Genomic DNA, 17,250 nt, shown 5'->3' on the forward strand with positions numbered 1-17,250 from the left:
CACAGGCAGCGCGCAAGGCATCGGCGCGCTGCCTGACTTCCATCACTGACCGACCAGCGAGACCCAGCACCATGCCAAAATTCGCCGCGAACCTCACCATGCTGTTCAACGAAGTGCCCTTCCTCGACCGCTTCGCCGCGGCAGCGCAAGCGGGCTTCGACGCCGTGGAGTTCCTGTTCCCCTATCCGTACAAGGCCGCCGAACTGGCCGAGCGCCTCGAAGTGAACGGGCTGAAGCTCGTGCTGCACAACCTGCCCGCCGGCAACTGGGAAGCGGGCGAGCGCGGCATTGCCTGCCTGCCCGATCGTCGAGGCGAGTTCCAGGCAGGCGTTGGCCGCGCGATCGAATACGCAAAGGCGCTGAAGGTACCGCAGCTCAACTGCCTCGTCGGCATTCCGACAGCTGGCGTCGATCGCGAGACGGCGCTCGCCACGATCGTCGATAACCTGCGCTACGCAGCCGGTGAACTCAAGCGCGAAGGCATCCGCCTGCTGGTCGAGCCGTGCAACTCGTACGACATTCCCGGCTTCGCGCTGAACCGCTCCGCCGAAGCGCTCGACGTGATCGAAAAGACCGGCTCGGACAACCTGTTCCTGCAATACGACATCTATCACATGCAGCGCATGGAAGGCGAACTCGCCGCGACGATCAAGAAGCACTTCGCGAAGATCGCCCACATCCAGCTTGCCGACAATCCTGGCCGCAACGAACCCGGCACGGGCGAAATCAACTACCCGTTCCTGTTCGACCTGCTCGACACGCTCGGTTACGAAGGTCACATCGGCTGCGAGTACAAGCCGCGCACGACGACCGTCGAAGGCCTTAGCTGGCTGCGCAGCGCGAAGCAGCGCACCGCCGAACTCGCCTGAGCTCGTCCAGCACATTCACGCATTCGCTTTAACGGAGACACACAAGATGGCAAAGATTGGCTTTATCGGACTCGGCATCATGGGCGCGCACATGGCGCGCAACCTCATCAAGGGCGGCCACACGCTCGCGGTGAACGGCAAGTACCCGGTGCCCGACGATCTGCGCACGCAAACCGAAGTCGTCGCCGATTCGACGGCTGTCGCGAAGGTGTCGGACATCGTCATCGTGATGGTGCCGGACACGCCTGATGTCGCCAACGTCCTGTTCGCCGATGACGGCGTCGCCAAGGGTCTCTCGGCCGGCAAGCTCGTGATCGACATGAGCTCGATCTCGCCGCTCGAAACGCAACAGTTCGCCAAGCAGATCAACGCGCTCGGCTGCGACTATCTCGACGCGCCGGTTTCGGGCGGTGAAGTCGGCGCACGCGAAGCCACGCTCACGATCATGGTGGGCGGCCCGCAAAAATCGTTCGATGCCGTCAAGCCGCTGTTCGAGCTGATGGGCAAGAACATCTCGCTCATCGGCGACAACGGCGCGGGCCAGACCTGCAAGGTGGCGAACCAGATCATCGTCGCGCTGAACATCGAGGCCGTGGCCGAAGCGCTGCTCTTCGCGGCGCGTTCGGGCGCCGACCCCGAGCGCGTGCGCAAGGCCCTCATGGGCGGCTTCGCTTCGTCGCGCATTCTCGAAGTGCACGGCGAGCGCATGACCAAGCGCACGTTCAATCCGGGCTTCCGCATCGAGCTGCACCAGAAGGACCTGAACCTCGCCATCGACGGCGCGCGCAAGCTGGGCATCGCGCTGCCGCACACCGCGAGCGCGCAGCAGCTCTTCAGCGTGTGCGCCGCGAACGGCGGCAAGGCGTGGGATCACTCGGCGATGATCCGCGCGCTCGAGATCATGGCGAACTTCGAGATCGCCGAGCCGCAAGTACAAGCGAAGGTGGCTTAAAGCCGTTGCAGGACGGCGGTTCGCGCGACGCAACGCGCGGACCGCACGCAGAACCGGATCACGCATACCGGCTCGTGCGCGGTGACTACAGCGCACGAGCCTCCCGTGGGGCGCTTCGCGGCGGCGGCAACCGTCGCGAGGCAAATCGGTGCCGCTCTGGGCTGAGGGCGGCCAGTGGGGTCCGAAAGCGGCGCCCGGTGACGGCGGGGAAGCCTTGGTCGGTCAGACGTCGTCATCGGGTGTCCGCGCGTCGGATGCCCGTTTTTCTTTGCGCTCTCTTTTCTCCCTGGTTTCACACTCTTTGACGCCGCCCCGATGGACGCCGTCGCCGAGGCATTTCTAGAATCGTGCTTTCATCCGGCTGTCACGCAGACGGGTCAAGGTGGACGCGACGCGTGACCACCCAGTCATTTCCAGCACGTAAGGAGTGTGATCGATGGGCATCATCAATTTCATCAAGGAAGCAGGCGAAAAACTGTTCGGTGCCGCTGCCGCACCGGCCGCCGCGGCGGAACCCGTTGCTGCACCCGCAGACCCCGCCGCGAATCTCGCGGCACTGAACCAGAAGGCCGGCGACGCGATCGCGGCCTATATCCGCTCGCAAGGCCTCGACGCCGACAACCTCGGCGTGACCTACGACGGCGTTTCGCACACCGTAACGGTCACCGGCAACGCCGCCGACCAGCCAACGAAGGAAAAGATCCTTGTCGCGGCCGGTAACGTGCAGAACGTCGACAAGGTCGACGACCAGATGACGGTGACGAACCCCGCGCCCGAAGCGCAGCACCACACGGTCGCCTCCGGCGACAACCTGTGGAAGATCGCCGAAAAGTACTACGGCAGCGGCGCGAAGAACGACGTGATCTTCCAGGCGAACACGCCGATGCTCAAGAGCCCGGACAAGATCTATCCGGGTCAGGTGCTCGTGATTCCGCCACTGCAATAAGCGCGACAACACAGAAAGCACGCTCAAAAGCGAAACGGGCTTTGCGGATCGATCCGCAAAGCCCGTTTTCTCTGTGCGCTGCCAGCGCTTAGTACGTGTCGAACACGTCTTGCAGCCCTGCCTTGTCGGTCATGCCCGCTGCCAGCGCGAGCAGCAACAGCACACGCGCCTTGTACGGGCTGAGCGTGCCAGAAGAGACGAAACCGAGCGCGTCGTCCTTCGCCGCACCGTTGTGCATCACGTGTCCCGAGCCGACGCGTGAGGCGCGCACGACCGCCACGCCCTTCAAGGCCGATTCGGCTAGCGACTGCTGCAATGCGCCGTGAATCGAACCGTTGCCGGTGCCGGCCACGACGAGCCCATCCACGCCCGCCGCAACGAGTGCTTCGACCGCGGCGCGCGACACGCCCGCGTAGCTCGTCACGATCTCGACCTGCGGCCATTGAACCGACGCCGTGAACGGCGCATCGACCGTATGCGGGCGCAATGCGCGGCGCTGGAATTCCACGCGTCCATCCTGCACCCAGCCCAGCGCGCCGATTTCGGGCGACTGGAACGCATCCACGGCGTAGGTGCTGGTCTTCGTGACGTCGCGTGCGCAATGAATGCGGTTATTGAACGCCACCAGCACGCCCTGCCCCGCTGCCGCCTCGCTCGCGGCAAGCGTGACGGCGTTGAGCAGATTGAGCGGCCCGTCGGCCGAAAGCGCCGTGGCGGGCCGCATGGCCGCCGTCAAAACGCATGGCTTCGCGCTCTTCACCGTGAGATGCAGCAGATACGCGGTTTCTTCGAGCGTATCCGTGCCGTGCGTGATCACCACGCCGTCGATCTCGTCGCTGGCCAGCAGTTCGTTCACGCGCTGCGCGAGCGTGGACCACAACGCGAGCGACATGTCCTTGCTGTCGATGCTCGCGATCTGTTCGGCCTGAATCTGCGCGATGGCGTCGAGGCCCGGCACGGCTGCCAGCAGTTGCGCCACGCCGATCACGCCGGCCTGGTAACCGGCGGTGTTCGCGGCGTCAGCAGCAGAGCCCGCGATCGTGCCGCCGGTGGCGAGCACGGCGATACGCGGCAGCGCCTTGGGCGCCGCCGCGAAAGAGGAAGTGGATGTGTTCATGGCGGCGATTTTAAGCGATTCGCCGGCCGCCGAGAAAATCAGCCCGTTCTTCAGGTTGCCTCACGCAACTGGCTCGCGATCTGCTGCTCGGTGAGTTGCGGCGCGAACATTTCGATGAGCCGGTACGCGTACTGGCGCAGGAACGCGCCCTTGCGCAGGCCCACTCGCGTCGTGCTCGCATCGAACAGGTGCTCCGTGTCGAGCGCGACAAGTTCAGTGTCACGCTTCGGGTCGTAGGCCATCGCTGCGACGATGCCCACGCCCATGCCGAGTTCGACATAGGTCTTGATCACGTCTGCGTCGATGGCGGTCAGCACCACGTCGGGCACCACGCCCGCTTTCGCGAACGCCTGGTCGATATGCGAGCGGCCCGTGAAGTCCTGGTCGTAAGTGATGATCGGATACTCGGCCACATCTTCAAGCGTGAGATTTTCGCGGCCCACGAGCGGATGCGTCTTCGGCACCACGACCACGTGATGCCACGAATAGCACGGGAACGTGACGATATCGGGGAAACGGTCGAGCGCTTCGGTCGAGATGCCGATGTCGGCCTCGCCGTTGATGATCATCTGCGCGATCTGCTGCGGATTGCCCTGGCGCAGCGCGAGGTGGACTTTCGGAAACACTTCGCGGAACTGGTGCACGACCTTCGGCAGCGCGTAACGCGCCTGCGTATGCGTCGTCGCGACCACGAGGTGACCGCTGTCCTGATCCGCGAACTGGCGGGCCACGCGGCGCAGGTTCTCGGCGTCGAGCAGCATGCGCTCGATCAGCTGATGCACGGCCTTGCCCGGCTCCGTAAGACCCGTGAGGCGCTTGCCGCGGCGAATGAAGATGTCCACGCCGAGTTCGTCTTCGAGATCCTTGATCTGCTTGGAGACACCCGACTGCGACGTGTAAAGCACGTTCGCCACTTCGGTCAGGTTCATGTTCTGACGCACGGCTTCGCGCACGAAACGCAACTGCTGAAAATTCATGGTCTTCTCTCCGAGACTGCTGACCGATTATTCGTTTTTGTCGATGTGAGCACTGTAACGCGCATTGCCGCGCAATTTAAACCGGGAACACGCGCAGGCCGCGCGGCACCGCCGTCACGCCCTCGCCGACCGAAAGGCCCAGCGCGCGCCACGACTCGCGGTCGAGCTCGGCTTCGAGCGCGCCGCCCGTGCGGCTTTCCAGCTCCACGCGCACCGAGCCGCCCAGCGTCACGACGCGGCGCACGTCGACGACAATGCCGTCGCGATGATCGCTTGCTTCGCGGTGCAGCACGAGGTCGTGCGGCCGCACGTAGGCGAGCGCCGGGCCTTCGAAGCTGGCGCGCACCGAGATTGGCTGCGCCGCGCCCTCGGCCACGAAGCCGCGCGCATCCACGCTGCCGCGCAGCCGGTTCGCGGCGCCGAGGAACTCGTAGACGAAAGCCGTCTGCGGATGATCATAGACGTCCTGCGGGCTGCCTACCTGCTCCACGTGCCCGTGATTCATCACGACGATGCGATCGGCCACTTCGAGCGCTTCTTCCTGGTCGTGCGTGACGAAGATCGTCGAGATGTGCAGGTCGTCGTGCAGGCGGCGCAGCCACGAGCGCAATTCCTTGCGCACCTTGGCGTCGAGCGCGCCGAACGGCTCGTCGAGCAGCAGCACCTTCGGCTCCACGGCGAGCGCACGCGCGAGCGCGATGCGCTGACGCTGGCCGCCCGAAAGCTCGGACGGAAAGCGTTGCGCGAGCCAGTCGAGCTGCACGAGCTTGAGCAGCTCATGCACCTTCTCGCGAATCACGGCCTCCGAGGGCCGCTCGCTGCGCGGCTTCACGCGCAGGCCGAACGCCACGTTCTCGAACACCGTCATGTGACGGAACAGTGCGTAATGCTGGAACACGAAGCCCACCTGACGCTCGCGCGCACCCACCTCGCCCACGTCCTGGCCTTGCAGCACGACCTGGCCCGCGTCCGCGTATTCGAGGCCCGCGATCACGCGCAGGAGCGTGGTCTTGCCACAACCGGAAGGTCCGAGCAGCGCAACCAGTTCGCCCGGCGGAAAGTCGAGCGACACGTTGTCGAGGGCGGTGAAGTCGCCGAAGCGCTTTTGCAGATTGCTGACGGTGATGCCCATGGTTACTGCTCCCCCACTTGAATCGGTTGGCGCACGGCGCGCGTCGTTGCGTGTTGCGCTGCGCGTTGTGTAACTTGTTGCGCGGCCGCGGGCTGCGGGCCGGCGTAGGCGGGAATGTCATCCGCGCCGCGCAGTTGCGCCGAAAGGCGGCGCTCCGCGAGCAGTTTCAGGCCAAGCGTGACGAGCGCGAGCAACGCGAGCAGCGATGCCACGGCAAACGCCGCCGCGAAGTTGTACTCGTTGTAAAGGATCTCGACGTGCAGCGGCATCGTGTCGGTCTGGCCGCGAATATGGCCCGACACCACCGAAACCGCGCCGAACTCGCCCATCGCGCGCGCATTGCAAAGAATCACGCCGTACAGCAGGCCCCAGCGGATATTGGGCAGCGTCACGCGGCGGAACATCTGCCAGCCCGAGGCGCCCAGCACATGCGCCGCCTCTTCTTCGTCGTTGCCTTGCGCCTGCATCAGCGGAATCAGTTCGCGCGCGACGAACGGGAACGTCACGAAGATCGTGGCGAGTACGATGCCCGGCACAGCGAAGATGATCTGCACGTTATGGTCTTCGAGCCACGGCCCGAGCCAGCCCTGCGCACCGAACAACAGCACGTAGATGAGACCCGAAATCACGGGCGAAACCGAAAACGGCAGGTCGATCAGCGTGGTGAGCAGCGCCTTGCCGCGAAACTCGAACTTGGCGATCGCCCATGAAGCCGCGAGACCGAACGCCAGGTTCAACGGCACCGCGATCGCCGCGGTGATGAGCGTGAGCTTGATCGCGGAGAGCGCATCAGGATCGACGAGCGACGTGAAGTAGAACCCGATGCCCTTCGAAAGCGCCTGCCAGAACACGGCGACGAGCGGCACTACCAAAAAGAGCGCGAGAAACGCGAGCGCGATGCCGGTCAGCAGCCAGCGCACCCAGGCCGCTTCGGTCACAGGATCTGGCCGGCGTGTGCTTCGTTGTTGCGGCAGCGCACTCATTGCACACCTCCCGCGACGGTTGCGCCCACAACGGCATTCGGCGCGCTGCCGGCCGAGACGCCGCGGCTCGTGCGGCGTTGCAAATACCATTGCAGCGAATTGATGAGAAGCAGCATGACGAACGAAACGCAGAGCATCATCACGGCGAGCGCCGTCGCGCCGGCGTAATCGTATTGTTCGAGCTTCGTGATGATGAGGAGCGACGTGATTTCCGACTTCATCGGCACGTTGCCTGCGATGAAGATGACCGAGCCGTACTCGCCCAGCGCGCGCGCGAACGCGAGCGCGAAACCGGTGATCAGCGCCGGCAGCACCGCGGGCAGCACGACGCGGCGAAACGTGAGCCAGCGCGAAGCGCCGAGGCAGGCTGCGGCCTCCTCCTGCTCACGCTCGAAGTCTTCGAGCACCGGCTGCACCGTGCGCACGACGAACGGCAAGCCGATGAAGGTCAGCGCCACGAGCACGCCAAGCGGCGTGAACGCGATCTTCAGCCCGAGCGGCTGCAGGAACTGGCCGATCCAGCCGTTGCCCGCATACACGGCGGCGAGCGAGATGCCTGCCACGGAAGTCGGCAGCGCGAACGGCAGATCGACCAGCGCATCGATCACCCGTTTGAACGGGAACGTATAGCGCACGAGCACCCACGCGAGCAGGAAGCCGAATACCGCATTCATCAGCGCCGCGCCGAGCGCAGCGGTGAACGTGAGCCGGTACGACGCGATCACGCGCGGCGACCACACAGCGCGCACGAACTGGCTCCAGTCGAGCGTCGCCGTCTTGAGGAAAGTGGCGGCAAGCGGAATGAGCACCACGAGGCTCAGGTAAGCCACCGTGATGCCTAGCGTCAAGCCGAATCCAGGCAGCGCACTGGGCTTGCGCAATCGAAACGTTGTCATGCTCATCGTCCAGACATGGGTTGCGCGCTGGGTTCCCAGGCGGCGCGGAAAAGCGCGCCCGTGGGCGCGCTTCGTTGTTATGCGGCCGTGTCGTTATCGACTTCTGACCGGTGCTGCATGACGGCTTACTGCGGCTGATAGATCGAATCGAACACGCCGCCATCCGCGAAATGCGTCTTCTGCGCGTTGGTCCAGCCGCCGAACGTGTCGTCGACCGTGTACAGCTTCAGCTTCGGAAACTTCGCCGTGAGCGCCGCCGGCACCTTGTCCGAACGCGGACGGTAGAAGTTCTTCGCAGCGATCTCCTGGCCCTCTTCGCTATAGAGGAACTGCAGGTAGGCCTCGGCCTCCTTGCGCGTGCCCTTCTTGTCGACGACCTTGTCCACCACGGCAACCGGCGGCTCGGCCAGAATGCTCACCGAAGGCACCACGATCTCGAACTTCTCCGGGCCGAATTCCTTGAGCGAGAGGAATGCTTCGTTCTCCCATGCAATCAGCACATCGCCAATGCCACGCTGCACGAAGCTCGTCGTCGCGCCTCGCGCGCCCGAGTCGAGCACGCCGGCGTTCTTGTAGAGCTTCGAGACGAAGTCCTTCGCCTTCTGCTCGTTGCCGCCCGGCTGGTGCAGCGCATACGCCCACGCCGCGAGATAGTTCCAGCGCGCGCCGCCCGAGGTCTTCGGATTCGGCGTGACGATCGAGACGCCCGGCTTGGTCAGATCGTCCCAGTCCTTGATGTGCTTGGGATTGCCCTTGCGCACGAGAAACACGATGGTCGACGTGTACGGCGAAGCGTTGTCGGGCAGACGCTTTTGCCAGTCCTTCGCGACGATGCCCTTGTTGGCGAGCGCGTCGATGTCCCATGCCAGCGCGAGCGTCACGACGTCGGCTTGCAGGCCGTCGAGCACCGAGCGCGCCTGTGCGCCCGAGCCGCCATGCGACTGCTTGATGGTGAGCGTTTCGCCCGTCTTGCCCTTCCACTGCTTGATGAAGGCCTCATTGATGTCCTGGTACAGCTCGCGCGTCGGATCGTAGGAGACGTTGAGCAGCGATGTATCCGCGTGAGCGGCTACAGGCGCCATTGCCGCCACTGCCGTGACGCCGACGAGCGGCGCAACGCCGATAACCAGTTTTGCCGCCAGTGTTTTCAGCCAGCCCGCGCGCCCCGTATGTGTCGTGCTCATCTATCTGTTCTCCGTTTTCGTGTGTGCTCGTTTGCGCTGAGTGATGAATTGCAGCTAACGATGGAGGCCAGTCTAGCGATCTGCTTACATTATTAAAAATGATGTTTTTTCATTTTTTAATACGCAAAAGTGGTAAGGGCAGAGGAAGTCGCCGCTGGAGCGCGGTTTCGTCCGCACAAACACGGGAAAGCGGCGTGATAGCAACGCTCAATTGATGAACTTCAAGTAACACTTGAAAAGTGGCGAGTACTGTATAAAAATACAGTTACCTGTTCAAACATACAGTGGCGCCATGACCAAACTCACCGCACGACAGCAGCAGGTTTTCGATCTGGTTCGCCGGGCCATCGAGCGCACGGGCTTCCCGCCCACGCGCGCCGAGATCGCGGCGGAACTCGGCTTCAGCTCGGCCAACTCCGCGGAGGAGCATCTGCGCGCGCTGGCGCGCAAGGGCGTGATCGAACTGGCTGCGGGCGCCTCGCGCGGCATCCGCCTCATGCCGGGGCCCGACGACCTGCCGCACCAGTTCACGCTCCCGCACCCGAGCATCATGCAGCTCTCGCTGCCGCTCGTTGGCCGCGTCGCGGCGGGTAGCCCGATCCTCGCGCAAGAGCACATCTCGCAGAACTACATGTGCGACCCGGCGCTCTTCTCGAGCCGCCCCGACTACCTCTTGAAGGTGCGTGGCCTTTCCATGCGCGACGCCGGCATTCTCGACGGCGACTTGCTCGCCGTGCAGAAGAAGGCCGAAGCGAAAGACGGGCAAATCATCGTGGCGCGCCTTGGCGACGACGTCACCGTGAAGCGCCTGAAGCGCCGTCCGAATGGGCTCGAACTGATCGCCGAGAACCCCGATTACGACAATATCTTTGTCGAGGCCGGCAGCGCGGAATTCGCGCTGGAAGGCATTGCGGTCGGCCTGATCCGCCCCACCGAATTCTAAGAAATCCGTCCGCGCGCAGTTCGCACATCGTTTGCGCACAACCTGGAGAGAGTCATGGAACGCCTTGCCCGCTTGCTGCCCTTCCGCCAATTCGGCCGTCTTCGCCACCTCCGTGGCATCGCTTCGTGCGCAGTGCGCGAAGTGCGCGATTCGGCCGCCGCACTGAGCGGCTCGCTCTTCGAAGACTCGCCTGAGATGGTGGCGGCCAGCACGGCCGACTTGCCTGTGTTGCCCTCGGCACAGCCGGCATTTGCGCGCGTTTCGCTCAACAGCACGCTCAACACCGAACAGCCCATGCGCCGTGCGCCCGTGCGCGTCTACCAGGGTCCTTCGCGGCTGATTCTCGTCGGCACGGTTGACGCGGTGTGCAGAGCGATCGACCGCTGCATCGCCGAGCAACAGAGCGACCTGCCTGCAGCGCTGGCGAAGTAAGCACGAGTTGAACCAAAGCGCGGCTCAAATGTGAGAAGAGGTTACGGTCGGGATCGTTTGGCCCGGTTTGCGGTCAACACCGTGTTTGAACGACTTAGCCTATGCCGATGAAGGAATCTCTCTCGACCCCGCGTAAGACCCAAGGCTGGAAGAAGCCCGTCGCGATCACGGTTGCGGTCGCCATGGTGGTTGCCGCGCTTGGCTACGCGTATGCGTCGCCCTATATCGCGGTCAAGCACATGAAAGCCGCCGCTGACGCCCGCGACGCCGTCGCGCTCAACGAGTACGTCGATTACCCAGCGCTGCGTTTGAGCCTCAAGCAGCAGGTTGGCGACGAACTGCATCGGCGCGTCGAGGGGCAGCACAGCAGTAATCCGCTGCTGATCCTCGGCGCCGTGATTGGCGCGGCATTGATCGGTCCGCTCGTGGATGCTTACGCGACACCGGAAGGTGTGGCCGCACTGCTCAGTGGCATGCCGCCGACGGGCAAACCCGGCGACCGGCCGCACGCGCCGCCGCCAGCGGAATCCGGCGCGCAATCGACGCAATCGGCGCAATCCACCCAATCGGCACCGGCGCCCGCCTCGCCGCCCGGCCCTGCAGCATCGGGCAATCCCGCGCCCGAGGCACGGCCGGTTGCCACAGCCGGCTATCGCGGCCTCAACGAATTCGCGCTCACGTGGGACCGCAGCGATACGGGCGAGCACTATGCCGCCATCCTGCAGCGTCACGGGCTGTTTTCGTGGAAACTCTCGGCTGTCGAACTAAACGAAGGAAACGTCTCGAACTGAGACAAATTTGAAGTGAAAGCGGAAACAGGCCGGTTCGTGCGAGCCGGCCTGCTGGATCCGTGCTTGACCCACTAAGCGGCAGCTTGTTGCTGCTTGTCGTCAGCCGCCGACGAACACGCCACCAGAATGCTGCACGACACGCGGTCGAGCAGCGGCGTGTTGCCCGCGCCCATCCACCAGCGCGAAAGTCCCGTGCGGCAGCGGTGCCCCACCACCACGAGGTCGGCATTGAGTTCGTTGGCCAGATTCGCGATTTCGTCGATCGGATGACCGAACGCGAAGTGCCCCTGGGCGCGCACGCCGCGCTCGGTCAGCCAGTCCACGCCTTCCTGAAGGATTTCGCGCGCCGTTTCCTCAAAGCGGCCGCAGGCCACATCGGTCAGCAGGCCGGCGCTCTGGGCGATCGTCGAACGCATGTCGACTACCGAGAGCAGATGCGTTTCGGCCTGTAGATCGAGCGCAAGATCGGCACCGCAACGCAGTGCCTTGCGGCCTTCGCGCGAGCCGTCGTAACAGAGCAGAATTTTTTTATAGCTCGCCATGATCGCTTCTCCCCGCCCGCGTGATTTGCAGGCTGTGCGATTCTCATGATGGTGCGCCGCAATTCCACACGCAAGGGCTGGAAAACGCCAGGTGTGCATCGAATTACGCCAGATACGTTTTCCACTGCGATCGCGTCTTGCGCAATGTTGAATGCTTGCCGCGACATGTATTCCACTCGCCCGACGTCAACCGGCTTCGAAGCGGCGCCCGACCCGCCAGGCGGCAATGCACTAAAATGGGCCGCCTTGTTTCGCGCGATTTGTCGTTCGATGCTTCGTTCGATTCGCGCGACACCCGTTCGACTCACGTTCAACTGGTCCATGCCCGCACCCGCCATCGAATTCGAGCAGGTCATCAAACATTACGGAGACAGGACGGTCGTCAATGGCCTGTCGTTCGACGTCCTCCCCGGCGAATGCTTCGGGCTGCTCGGCCCGAACGGCGCGGGAAAAACCACGACGCTGCGCATGCTGCTCGGCATCGTTTCGCCCGATGCGGGGCGCATCAGCCTGTGCGGCGAACCGGTGCCGGCGCGCGCACGCCACGCACGCCAGCGCGTGGGGGTCGTGCCGCAGTTCGACAATCTCGACCCCGACTTTACCGTCCGCGAGAACCTGCTCGTGTTCGGCCGATACTTCGGCTTGTCCGCTCGCGAAACGCGCGACCTCGTCGCGCCGCTGCTCGAATTCGCGCGCCTCGAGAGCAAGGCCGACGCGCGCGTGGGCGAGCTCTCCGGCGGCATGCGTCGTCGTCTCACGCTTGCGCGCGCGCTCGTGAACGACCCCGACGTGCTCGTGATGGACGAGCCCACCACGGGCCTCGACCCGCAGGCGCGGCATCTGATCTGGGAGCGGCTGCGCTCGCTGCTCGCGCGCGGCAAGACGATTCTGCTCACCACGCATTTCATGGAGGAGGCCGAACGGCTTTGCAATCGCGTCTGCGTGATCGAGGAAGGCCGCAAGATCGCCGAGGGCGCACCCAAGGCGCTGATCGAATCGGAGATCGGCTGCGACGTGATCGAGGTGTACGGCCCGGACCCGGCCTCGCTGCGCGACGAACTCGCAGCCGATGCGAAGCGCACGGAGATTAGCGGCGAGACGCTGTTCTGCTATGTCGACGACCCCGCGCCCGTGCATGCGAAGCTACGGCATCGATCCGATTTGCGCTACCTGCACCGGCCCGCGAATCTCGAAGACGTGTTCCTGCGGCTCACCGGCCGCGAGATGCAGGATTAACTGCGGCAAGAACAACGGCGGCCTACGAATCGCCAAGGACACCATGCAGACACGCACCAACGACCCGACGCCCTCGCGCCCCGCGCATGAGCCCATACGCGAACCACGCGCCGCGCTGCCTTCGAACGCCACGCACTGGGTGGCCGTGTGGCGGCGCAATTATCTGGTCTGGCGCAAGCTCGCTCTCGCCTCGATGTTCGGCAATCTCGCCGACCCGATGATCTATCTGTTCGGTTTGGGCTTCGGGCTCGGGCTGATGGTCGGCCACGTCGACGGCGTCTCGTACATCGCGTTTCTCGCGGCAGGCACGGTGTCGTCTTCGGTGATGATGTCGGCGAGCTTCGAGTCGATGTACTCGGGCTTCTCGCGCATGCACGTGCAGCGCACGTGGGAAGCGATCATGCACACGCCGCTCACGCTCGGCGACGTCGTGCTCGGCGAGGTGATGTGGGCCGCGAGCAAGTCGATGCTCTCGGGTGTGGCGATCATGGTGGTCGCGGGCCTGCTCGGCTACGCAAGCTTTCCTTCGATGCTGCTTGCGCTGCCCGTGATCGCGCTAGCAGGCCTCGCGTTCGCAAGCTGCGCGATGATCGTCACCGCGCTCGCGCCGTCCTATGACTTCTTCATGTTCTATCAGACGCTCGTGCTGACGCCGATGCTGCTGCTCTCCGGCGTGTTCTTTCCGATCGCGCAACTGCCTGCCGCCGCGCAGCACATCACGCTGATGCTGCCGCTCGCGCATGCCGTAGCGTTGATTCGCCCCGCCATGCTCGACCGGCCTGTCGAGCAGGCCGGCCTGCACCTGCTGGTGCTCGCGATCTACGTGGTGGTGCCTTTCGCGATCGCTTCGGTGCTGTTTCGCCGGCGCATGATGCGCTGAAACCGCACCGCGAGGCACACGGACGCTTAGTCCTCGTCATCCCCCCAGGGAATATCGACGTCCGAAATAAATGCGACCGTCGCGAAGGGGCCGCCTTCCTGACGTCCGACCTTGCCGTCTGCGCGATGCCATTCCACGCGGAACATCGTCGATTGGGTCTGGGCGAGCAAACGCACCGTGCGGATCTCCTCAGGATCCGACTCTTCCACCGGGCCATCGAGCGAAACCAGCAGCGACTGCGGCCAGAGACCGTCGGCCGGGTCGTAGATGCGATCGCCGTCGGGAATCGAGGTGTCCGCCTCGACACCGATCGTCGCCGAAGCCTCGACGATCATCTTGCCGAGCGCGCGCAGCACCGCCGTGGCGCGAGCCGAATTGGCCTGGCGAATGGCGAGATCGCCGCGCGTGAGCGCCTGCTCGAGTTTCGGATTGGTTTTTTGCTTTGCCATGCTGGTTTTCGGGCCTCGGCCCGCTCCGTGGCGGACGGCGAACCGCCCGCGTATTACAAGAATGCCAACGCCGAACGCATGGCGCTTGCCTCGTCCCGGCGTCCCTAGAATCGCAGGGCCACCGCCGCAAGCCCGGCAGCGATCCCGAAGAACACCACCGTCGTGCCGACGACTGCGAGCATGCGCGGCCGGAACGAGCCCGCCAGCATCGCGAACGACGGCACGCTCACGGGCGGCAGCGTCATCAGAAGCGCGCCCGCGGGCCCCACGCCCATGCCGAGCGCGAGCATCGCCTGGATGATCGGGACCTCGCCGGCCGTGGGAATCACAAACAGCATGCCGACCACCGCGAACGTGACGATCCAGCCCAGGCTGCTCGTAACCTCAGGGCCGATGTGCGGGAAGAGCCACGCGCGCGCGGCGCCGAGCAGCAGCACGAGCACGATGTACTCCGGCACGAGACGCCCGGCCATACGCGCAAAGATGCGCGCCCAGCGCACGAAGACGTTACCCCCTTCGGCCTGTTGCTGGGCGAGTTGCGCCAGGCGGTCGTCGGCGGCACGCGATTCCTCGGGCGTGACGAGCCGGTTGCAGACCCAGCCAAGGCCAAACACCATCAGCAGGCCCAGCGTGAGGCGCAGCGCGCTCCACTGCCAGCCGAGCACGAAGCCCATGAACACGAGCGTGGCGGGATTGAGCACGGAGTTGCCGAGCCAGAATGCAATTGCACCGCCCGCCGACGCATTGCGCGCGCGCAGGCCCACGACCACGGGCGCCGCGCAGCAGGTGCACATCATGCCGGGCACCGCGAGCAGGCCACCTGCTGCCACGCTGCCAAAGCCGCGTCGGCCGAGCACGCGCGCGACCCATTGCACGGGCAGCAGCGCCTGCACACCGGAGCCGAGCAACAGACCAAGCACCATGGCCTGCCAGATCGCCTTGCCGTAGGCGAAGGCGTAATCGAGCGCGGCGGAGAATGAGGGATCGGGAGCCGTGGCCGCGCCGCCCATCAGGATCGATTTACCGATGGAATGGGTTTCTTCGGCGGTGAATGCGCGGTGATAGTACGGAAACCACTTCACGTAGAAGAGGCCGGCCACCGCCAGCAAAATAAAAATGGGCCAACCGTAAGACGGGGGCGATTGCGCTGGACGTGCGCTCGTCATTGTGAAAATTCTCCGGGATTGAGCGTGTGGACGGCCGATCGGGGCGCCATCACGCTGCGCGCTTACTGAGCACGTCGCGTGATGGCGCCCCGACCGGCGCATGCTGGATCGTAGTGTATGCCTTGCGAATCGCCAACGATTTTGCTGGGTTGGCGTTGGCGCGGCGCCGCGCGGCCCGGCAAGGGGCCGTGCGGCACGCCTGCGTCCCCCTTAAGGGGCAGGATTGGGCTGCTGCTCGTGCAGCGCGTCGATCTGCGCGAGCAGTTCGGGGCTGAGCTTGACGTCGGCGCTGCCGATATTTTCCTTCAGCTGGTCGAGCGAGGTCGCGCCGATCAGATTGCTGGTGAGGAACGGCCGGCTGTTGACGAACGCTAGCGCGAACTGCGCGGGCGTATAACCATGCGCCCGTGCGAGTTCCACGTAACGCGTCGTCGCGGCCACCGATTCCGGCTTGCTATAGCGCTTGAAACGCTCGAACCGCGTGATGCGCGCACCTTCCGGACGCGCCCCGCCCTCGTACTTGCCCGAAAGCCAGCCAAACGCGAGCGGCGAATACGCGAGCAGGCCCACGCCTTCGCGGTGCGCGAATTCGGACAGGCCGCTCTCGAACGTGCGGTTGAGCAGGCTGTACGGATTCTGGATGCTGACGATACGCGGAAGACCAAGCTTTTCGGAGGCGCGCAGGAACTGCGAGACGCCCCACGGCGTTTCGTTCGAAACGCCGATATGGCGGACCTTGCCCGCCTTGACGAAATCGGCGAGTACGCTGAGCGTTTCCTCGATCGGCACCGTGTAGGCATCGTCGAGATACGGATACATGTTGCGGCCGAACGTCATTGTGCTGCGATCGGGCCAGTGCAGTTGATACAGATCGACGTAATCGGTCTGCAGGCGCTTCAGGCTGCCGTCGAGCGCTTCGGTCAGATTCTTGCGGTCGAACTGGTTCTGCGGCCCGCGGATGTGCTGTGGGTTGTGCGGCTGGCGCGCCGGGCCCGCAATTTTGGTGGCGAGCACGATGCGCTCGCGCGCCGCGCGATGCTGCGCGAGCCAGGTACCGATGAAGCGCTCGGTCTGGCCCTGCGTCTCCGGGCGCGGCGGCACGGGGTACATTTCAGCGGCGTCGATGAGCGTCACGCCCTGGTCGAGCGCGTAGTCGATCTGCTCATGCGCCTCGCGCTCCGTGTTCTGCTCGCCCCACGTCATCGTGCCGAGCCCGATCAGGCTCACCTTGACGTCGGTATCGCCGAGTGTGCGGTATTCCATGGAAACGTTGTCCGTCAGTTCGGTTGGAAAACGCCGAAACTATCACGCCGCGGGAATTTTTTCAGGAAATGCTGAATGCGGCCGAATGCAGCGTAAACGCGCGCCCCGGTTGGTCACGGCGCCGTTCGCCCGGAGACGTGCCAGAATCCGCACAAGCGCCTACGAGGAGACACCGTCATGGAAAACCGCCGCAGCTACGAGTACATGGGCTTCGACATGACCGCTGGCGTGGACGGCGACCACGAAGCCGGCTTTTTCGTCTCGACGCAAATCATCCAGAGCCTCACGGACGCCGAAAACGCGAACGTGCCGGTCGACGGCATCGCCGCCGGCCGCTTCCCGACCCAGGACAACGCCTTTGACGCGGCCTTCGACCGCATGCGCGAGGCTATCGACCAGCGCGTGCGCGCCGCTTCCTGAGCGTCAGCCAGGAAAAAAGCGGGCCCTGAAAAGCAAAAAGCCGGATGTCGAACGACATCCGGCTTTCAGGCC

19 protein-coding genes are annotated in these 17,250 nt (G+C 64.5%); 9 read left to right on the forward strand and 10 right to left on the reverse strand.

Translation table 11 applies throughout. The features are described 5' to 3' along the window. The first annotated feature begins 71 nt into the window (after positions 1-71). From hyi to lysM, 3 genes are all read left to right on the forward strand, one after another. Positions 72-869 (forward strand): hydroxypyruvate isomerase, encoded by a 798-nt coding sequence (hyi, locus tag VSR72_RS06925; RefSeq protein ID WP_342951678.1) that lies wholly within the window; start codon positions 72-74, stop codon positions 867-869. 46 nt (positions 870-915) lie between these two features. Further along, positions 916-1,821: a 2-hydroxy-3-oxopropionate reductase gene (locus VSR72_RS06930; protein ID WP_342951679.1), complete on the forward strand. Its 906-nt coding sequence runs from the start codon at positions 916-918 to the stop codon at positions 1,819-1,821. A gap of 436 nt (positions 1,822-2,257) precedes the next feature. Beyond that, the gene (lysM, locus tag VSR72_RS06935) at positions 2,258-2,767 is read left to right on the forward strand and encodes a peptidoglycan-binding protein LysM (RefSeq protein WP_342951680.1); all 510 of its coding nucleotides are present in this window, start codon (positions 2,258-2,260) and stop codon (positions 2,765-2,767) included. An 88-nt stretch (positions 2,768-2,855) separates the two neighbouring features. On the opposite strand, the gene VSR72_RS06940 is transcribed toward lysM, so the two are convergent. The 6 genes from VSR72_RS06940 to VSR72_RS06965 form a co-directional block, all read right to left on the reverse strand. Next, a complete protein-coding gene (locus VSR72_RS06940; protein ID WP_342951681.1) occupies positions 2,856-3,884 on the reverse strand; it encodes an asparaginase in 1,029 nt (342 codons plus the stop codon). 50 nt (positions 3,885-3,934) lie between these two features. Then, a complete protein-coding gene (locus VSR72_RS06945; protein ID WP_342951682.1) occupies positions 3,935-4,861 on the reverse strand; it encodes a CysB family HTH-type transcriptional regulator in 927 nt (308 codons plus the stop codon). A 76-nt stretch (positions 4,862-4,937) separates the two neighbouring features. Continuing rightward, the gene (locus VSR72_RS06950) at positions 4,938-5,993 is read right to left on the reverse strand and encodes a sulfate ABC transporter ATP-binding protein (RefSeq protein ID WP_342951683.1); all 1,056 of its coding nucleotides are present in this window, start codon (positions 5,991-5,993) and stop codon (positions 4,938-4,940) included. Positions 5,994-5,995: 2 nt separating this feature from the next. Then, on the reverse strand, positions 5,996-6,976 hold the full coding sequence (gene cysW / locus VSR72_RS06955) for a sulfate ABC transporter permease subunit CysW (RefSeq protein WP_342951684.1): 981 nt from the start codon (positions 6,974-6,976) through the stop codon (positions 5,996-5,998). Continuing rightward, positions 6,973-7,872, reverse strand: coding sequence for a sulfate ABC transporter permease subunit CysT (gene cysT / locus VSR72_RS06960; RefSeq protein ID WP_342951685.1), 900 nt, complete (start codon positions 7,870-7,872; stop codon positions 6,973-6,975). Before cysT ends, cysW begins: the two co-directional genes overlap by 4 nt. Positions 7,873-7,997: 125 nt before the next feature. Then, on the reverse strand, positions 7,998-9,056 hold the full coding sequence (locus tag VSR72_RS06965) for a sulfate ABC transporter substrate-binding protein (RefSeq protein WP_342951686.1): 1,059 nt from the start codon (positions 9,054-9,056) through the stop codon (positions 7,998-8,000). Between the two features lie 292 nt (positions 9,057-9,348). Between VSR72_RS06965 and lexA the strand changes: the two genes are divergently transcribed. The 3 genes from lexA to VSR72_RS06980 all read left to right on the forward strand — a co-directional run bounded on the left by lexA (position 9,349) and on the right by VSR72_RS06980 (position 11,222). Next, positions 9,349-9,999 carry a transcriptional repressor LexA gene (lexA, locus tag VSR72_RS06970; protein ID WP_254345208.1) on the forward strand — a complete coding sequence of 217 codons (651 nt, stop codon included), beginning with the start codon at positions 9,349-9,351 and terminating at the stop codon, positions 9,997-9,999. 54 nt (positions 10,000-10,053) lie between these two features. Next, positions 10,054-10,431 (forward strand): hypothetical protein, encoded by a 378-nt coding sequence (locus VSR72_RS06975; protein ID WP_342951687.1) that lies wholly within the window; start codon positions 10,054-10,056, stop codon positions 10,429-10,431. 107 nt (positions 10,432-10,538) lie between these two features. After that, positions 10,539-11,222, forward strand: coding sequence for a DUF2939 domain-containing protein (locus tag VSR72_RS06980; protein WP_342951688.1), 684 nt, complete (start codon positions 10,539-10,541; stop codon positions 11,220-11,222). 71 nt (positions 11,223-11,293) lie between these two features. Here VSR72_RS06980 and VSR72_RS06985 read toward each other — a convergent pair whose 3' ends face one another. Further along, positions 11,294-11,764, reverse strand: coding sequence for a universal stress protein (locus tag VSR72_RS06985; RefSeq protein WP_342951689.1), 471 nt, complete (start codon positions 11,762-11,764; stop codon positions 11,294-11,296). Between the two features lie 321 nt (positions 11,765-12,085). Between VSR72_RS06985 and nodI the strand changes: the two genes are divergently transcribed. Both nodI and VSR72_RS06995 read left to right on the forward strand, forming a co-directional pair. Then, the gene (nodI, locus tag VSR72_RS06990; protein ID WP_342952027.1) at positions 12,086-13,000 is read left to right on the forward strand and encodes a nodulation factor ABC transporter ATP-binding protein NodI; all 915 of its coding nucleotides are present in this window, start codon (positions 12,086-12,088) and stop codon (positions 12,998-13,000) included. Between the two features lie 43 nt (positions 13,001-13,043). Continuing rightward, a complete protein-coding gene (locus tag VSR72_RS06995) occupies positions 13,044-13,880 on the forward strand; it encodes an ABC transporter permease (RefSeq protein WP_342951690.1) in 837 nt (278 codons plus the stop codon). Positions 13,881-13,906: 26 nt separating this feature from the next. On the opposite strand, the gene VSR72_RS07000 is transcribed toward VSR72_RS06995, so the two are convergent. The 3 genes from VSR72_RS07000 to VSR72_RS07010 form a co-directional block, all read right to left on the reverse strand. Next, complete coding sequence (locus VSR72_RS07000) at positions 13,907-14,329, reverse strand: hypothetical protein (RefSeq protein WP_042268617.1); 423 nt, start codon at positions 14,327-14,329, stop codon at positions 13,907-13,909. A 104-nt stretch (positions 14,330-14,433) separates the two neighbouring features. Further along, positions 14,434-15,495 carry a permease gene (locus tag VSR72_RS07005; RefSeq protein ID WP_342951691.1) on the reverse strand — a complete coding sequence of 354 codons (1,062 nt, stop codon included), beginning with the start codon at positions 15,493-15,495 and terminating at the stop codon, positions 14,434-14,436. 210 nt (positions 15,496-15,705) lie between these two features. Beyond that, positions 15,706-16,758 (reverse strand): NADP(H)-dependent aldo-keto reductase, encoded by a 1,053-nt coding sequence (locus VSR72_RS07010; protein ID WP_342951692.1) that lies wholly within the window; start codon positions 16,756-16,758, stop codon positions 15,706-15,708. Positions 16,759-16,935: 177 nt separating this feature from the next. On the opposite strand from VSR72_RS07010, the gene VSR72_RS07015 reads away from it, so the two are divergent. Further along, on the forward strand, positions 16,936-17,178 hold the full coding sequence (locus VSR72_RS07015) for a hypothetical protein (protein WP_342951693.1): 243 nt from the start codon (positions 16,936-16,938) through the stop codon (positions 17,176-17,178). Positions 17,179-17,250 lie beyond the last annotated feature (72 nt).

Origin of the sequence: Paraburkholderia sp. JHI869 (assembly GCF_038900775.1) — a bacterium.
Classification (GTDB): domain Bacteria; phylum Pseudomonadota; class Gammaproteobacteria; order Burkholderiales; family Burkholderiaceae; genus Paraburkholderia.

Bases quoted from the DNA above. Each gene is read 5' to 3' on its own strand.
- hyi (WP_342951678.1), top strand. From the start codon at position 72: ATGCCAAAATTCGCCGCGAACCTCACCATGCTGTTCAACGAAGTGCCC.
- VSR72_RS06930 (WP_342951679.1), top strand. From the start codon at position 916: ATGGCAAAGATTGGCTTTATCGGACTCGGCATCATGGGCGCGCACATG.
- lysM (WP_342951680.1), top strand. From the start codon at position 2,258: ATGGGCATCATCAATTTCATCAAGGAAGCAGGCGAAAAACTGTTCGGT.
- VSR72_RS06940 (WP_342951681.1), bottom strand. From the start codon at position 3,884: ATGAACACATCCACTTCCTCTTTCGCGGCGGCGCCCAAGGCGCTGCCG.
- VSR72_RS06945 (WP_342951682.1), bottom strand. From the start codon at position 4,861: ATGAATTTTCAGCAGTTGCGTTTCGTGCGCGAAGCCGTGCGTCAGAAC.
- VSR72_RS06950 (WP_342951683.1), bottom strand. From the start codon at position 5,993: ATGGGCATCACCGTCAGCAATCTGCAAAAGCGCTTCGGCGACTTCACC.
- cysW (WP_342951684.1), bottom strand. From the start codon at position 6,976: ATGAGTGCGCTGCCGCAACAACGAAGCACACGCCGGCCAGATCCTGTG.
- cysT (WP_342951685.1), bottom strand. From the start codon at position 7,872: ATGACAACGTTTCGATTGCGCAAGCCCAGTGCGCTGCCTGGATTCGGC.
- VSR72_RS06965 (WP_342951686.1), bottom strand. From the start codon at position 9,056: ATGAGCACGACACATACGGGGCGCGCGGGCTGGCTGAAAACACTGGCG.
- lexA (WP_254345208.1), top strand. From the start codon at position 9,349: ATGACCAAACTCACCGCACGACAGCAGCAGGTTTTCGATCTGGTTCGC.
- VSR72_RS06975 (WP_342951687.1), top strand. From the start codon at position 10,054: ATGGAACGCCTTGCCCGCTTGCTGCCCTTCCGCCAATTCGGCCGTCTT.
- VSR72_RS06980 (WP_342951688.1), top strand. From the start codon at position 10,539: ATGAAGGAATCTCTCTCGACCCCGCGTAAGACCCAAGGCTGGAAGAAG.
- VSR72_RS06985 (WP_342951689.1), bottom strand. From the start codon at position 11,764: ATGGCGAGCTATAAAAAAATTCTGCTCTGTTACGACGGCTCGCGCGAA.
- nodI (WP_342952027.1), top strand. From the start codon at position 12,086: ATGCCCGCACCCGCCATCGAATTCGAGCAGGTCATCAAACATTACGGA.
- VSR72_RS06995 (WP_342951690.1), top strand. From the start codon at position 13,044: ATGCAGACACGCACCAACGACCCGACGCCCTCGCGCCCCGCGCATGAG.
- VSR72_RS07000 (WP_042268617.1), bottom strand. From the start codon at position 14,329: ATGGCAAAGCAAAAAACCAATCCGAAACTCGAGCAGGCGCTCACGCGC.
- VSR72_RS07005 (WP_342951691.1), bottom strand. From the start codon at position 15,495: ATGACGAGCGCACGTCCAGCGCAATCGCCCCCGTCTTACGGTTGGCCC.
- VSR72_RS07010 (WP_342951692.1), bottom strand. From the start codon at position 16,758: ATGGAATACCGCACACTCGGCGATACCGACGTCAAGGTGAGCCTGATC.
- VSR72_RS07015 (WP_342951693.1), top strand. From the start codon at position 16,936: ATGGAAAACCGCCGCAGCTACGAGTACATGGGCTTCGACATGACCGCT.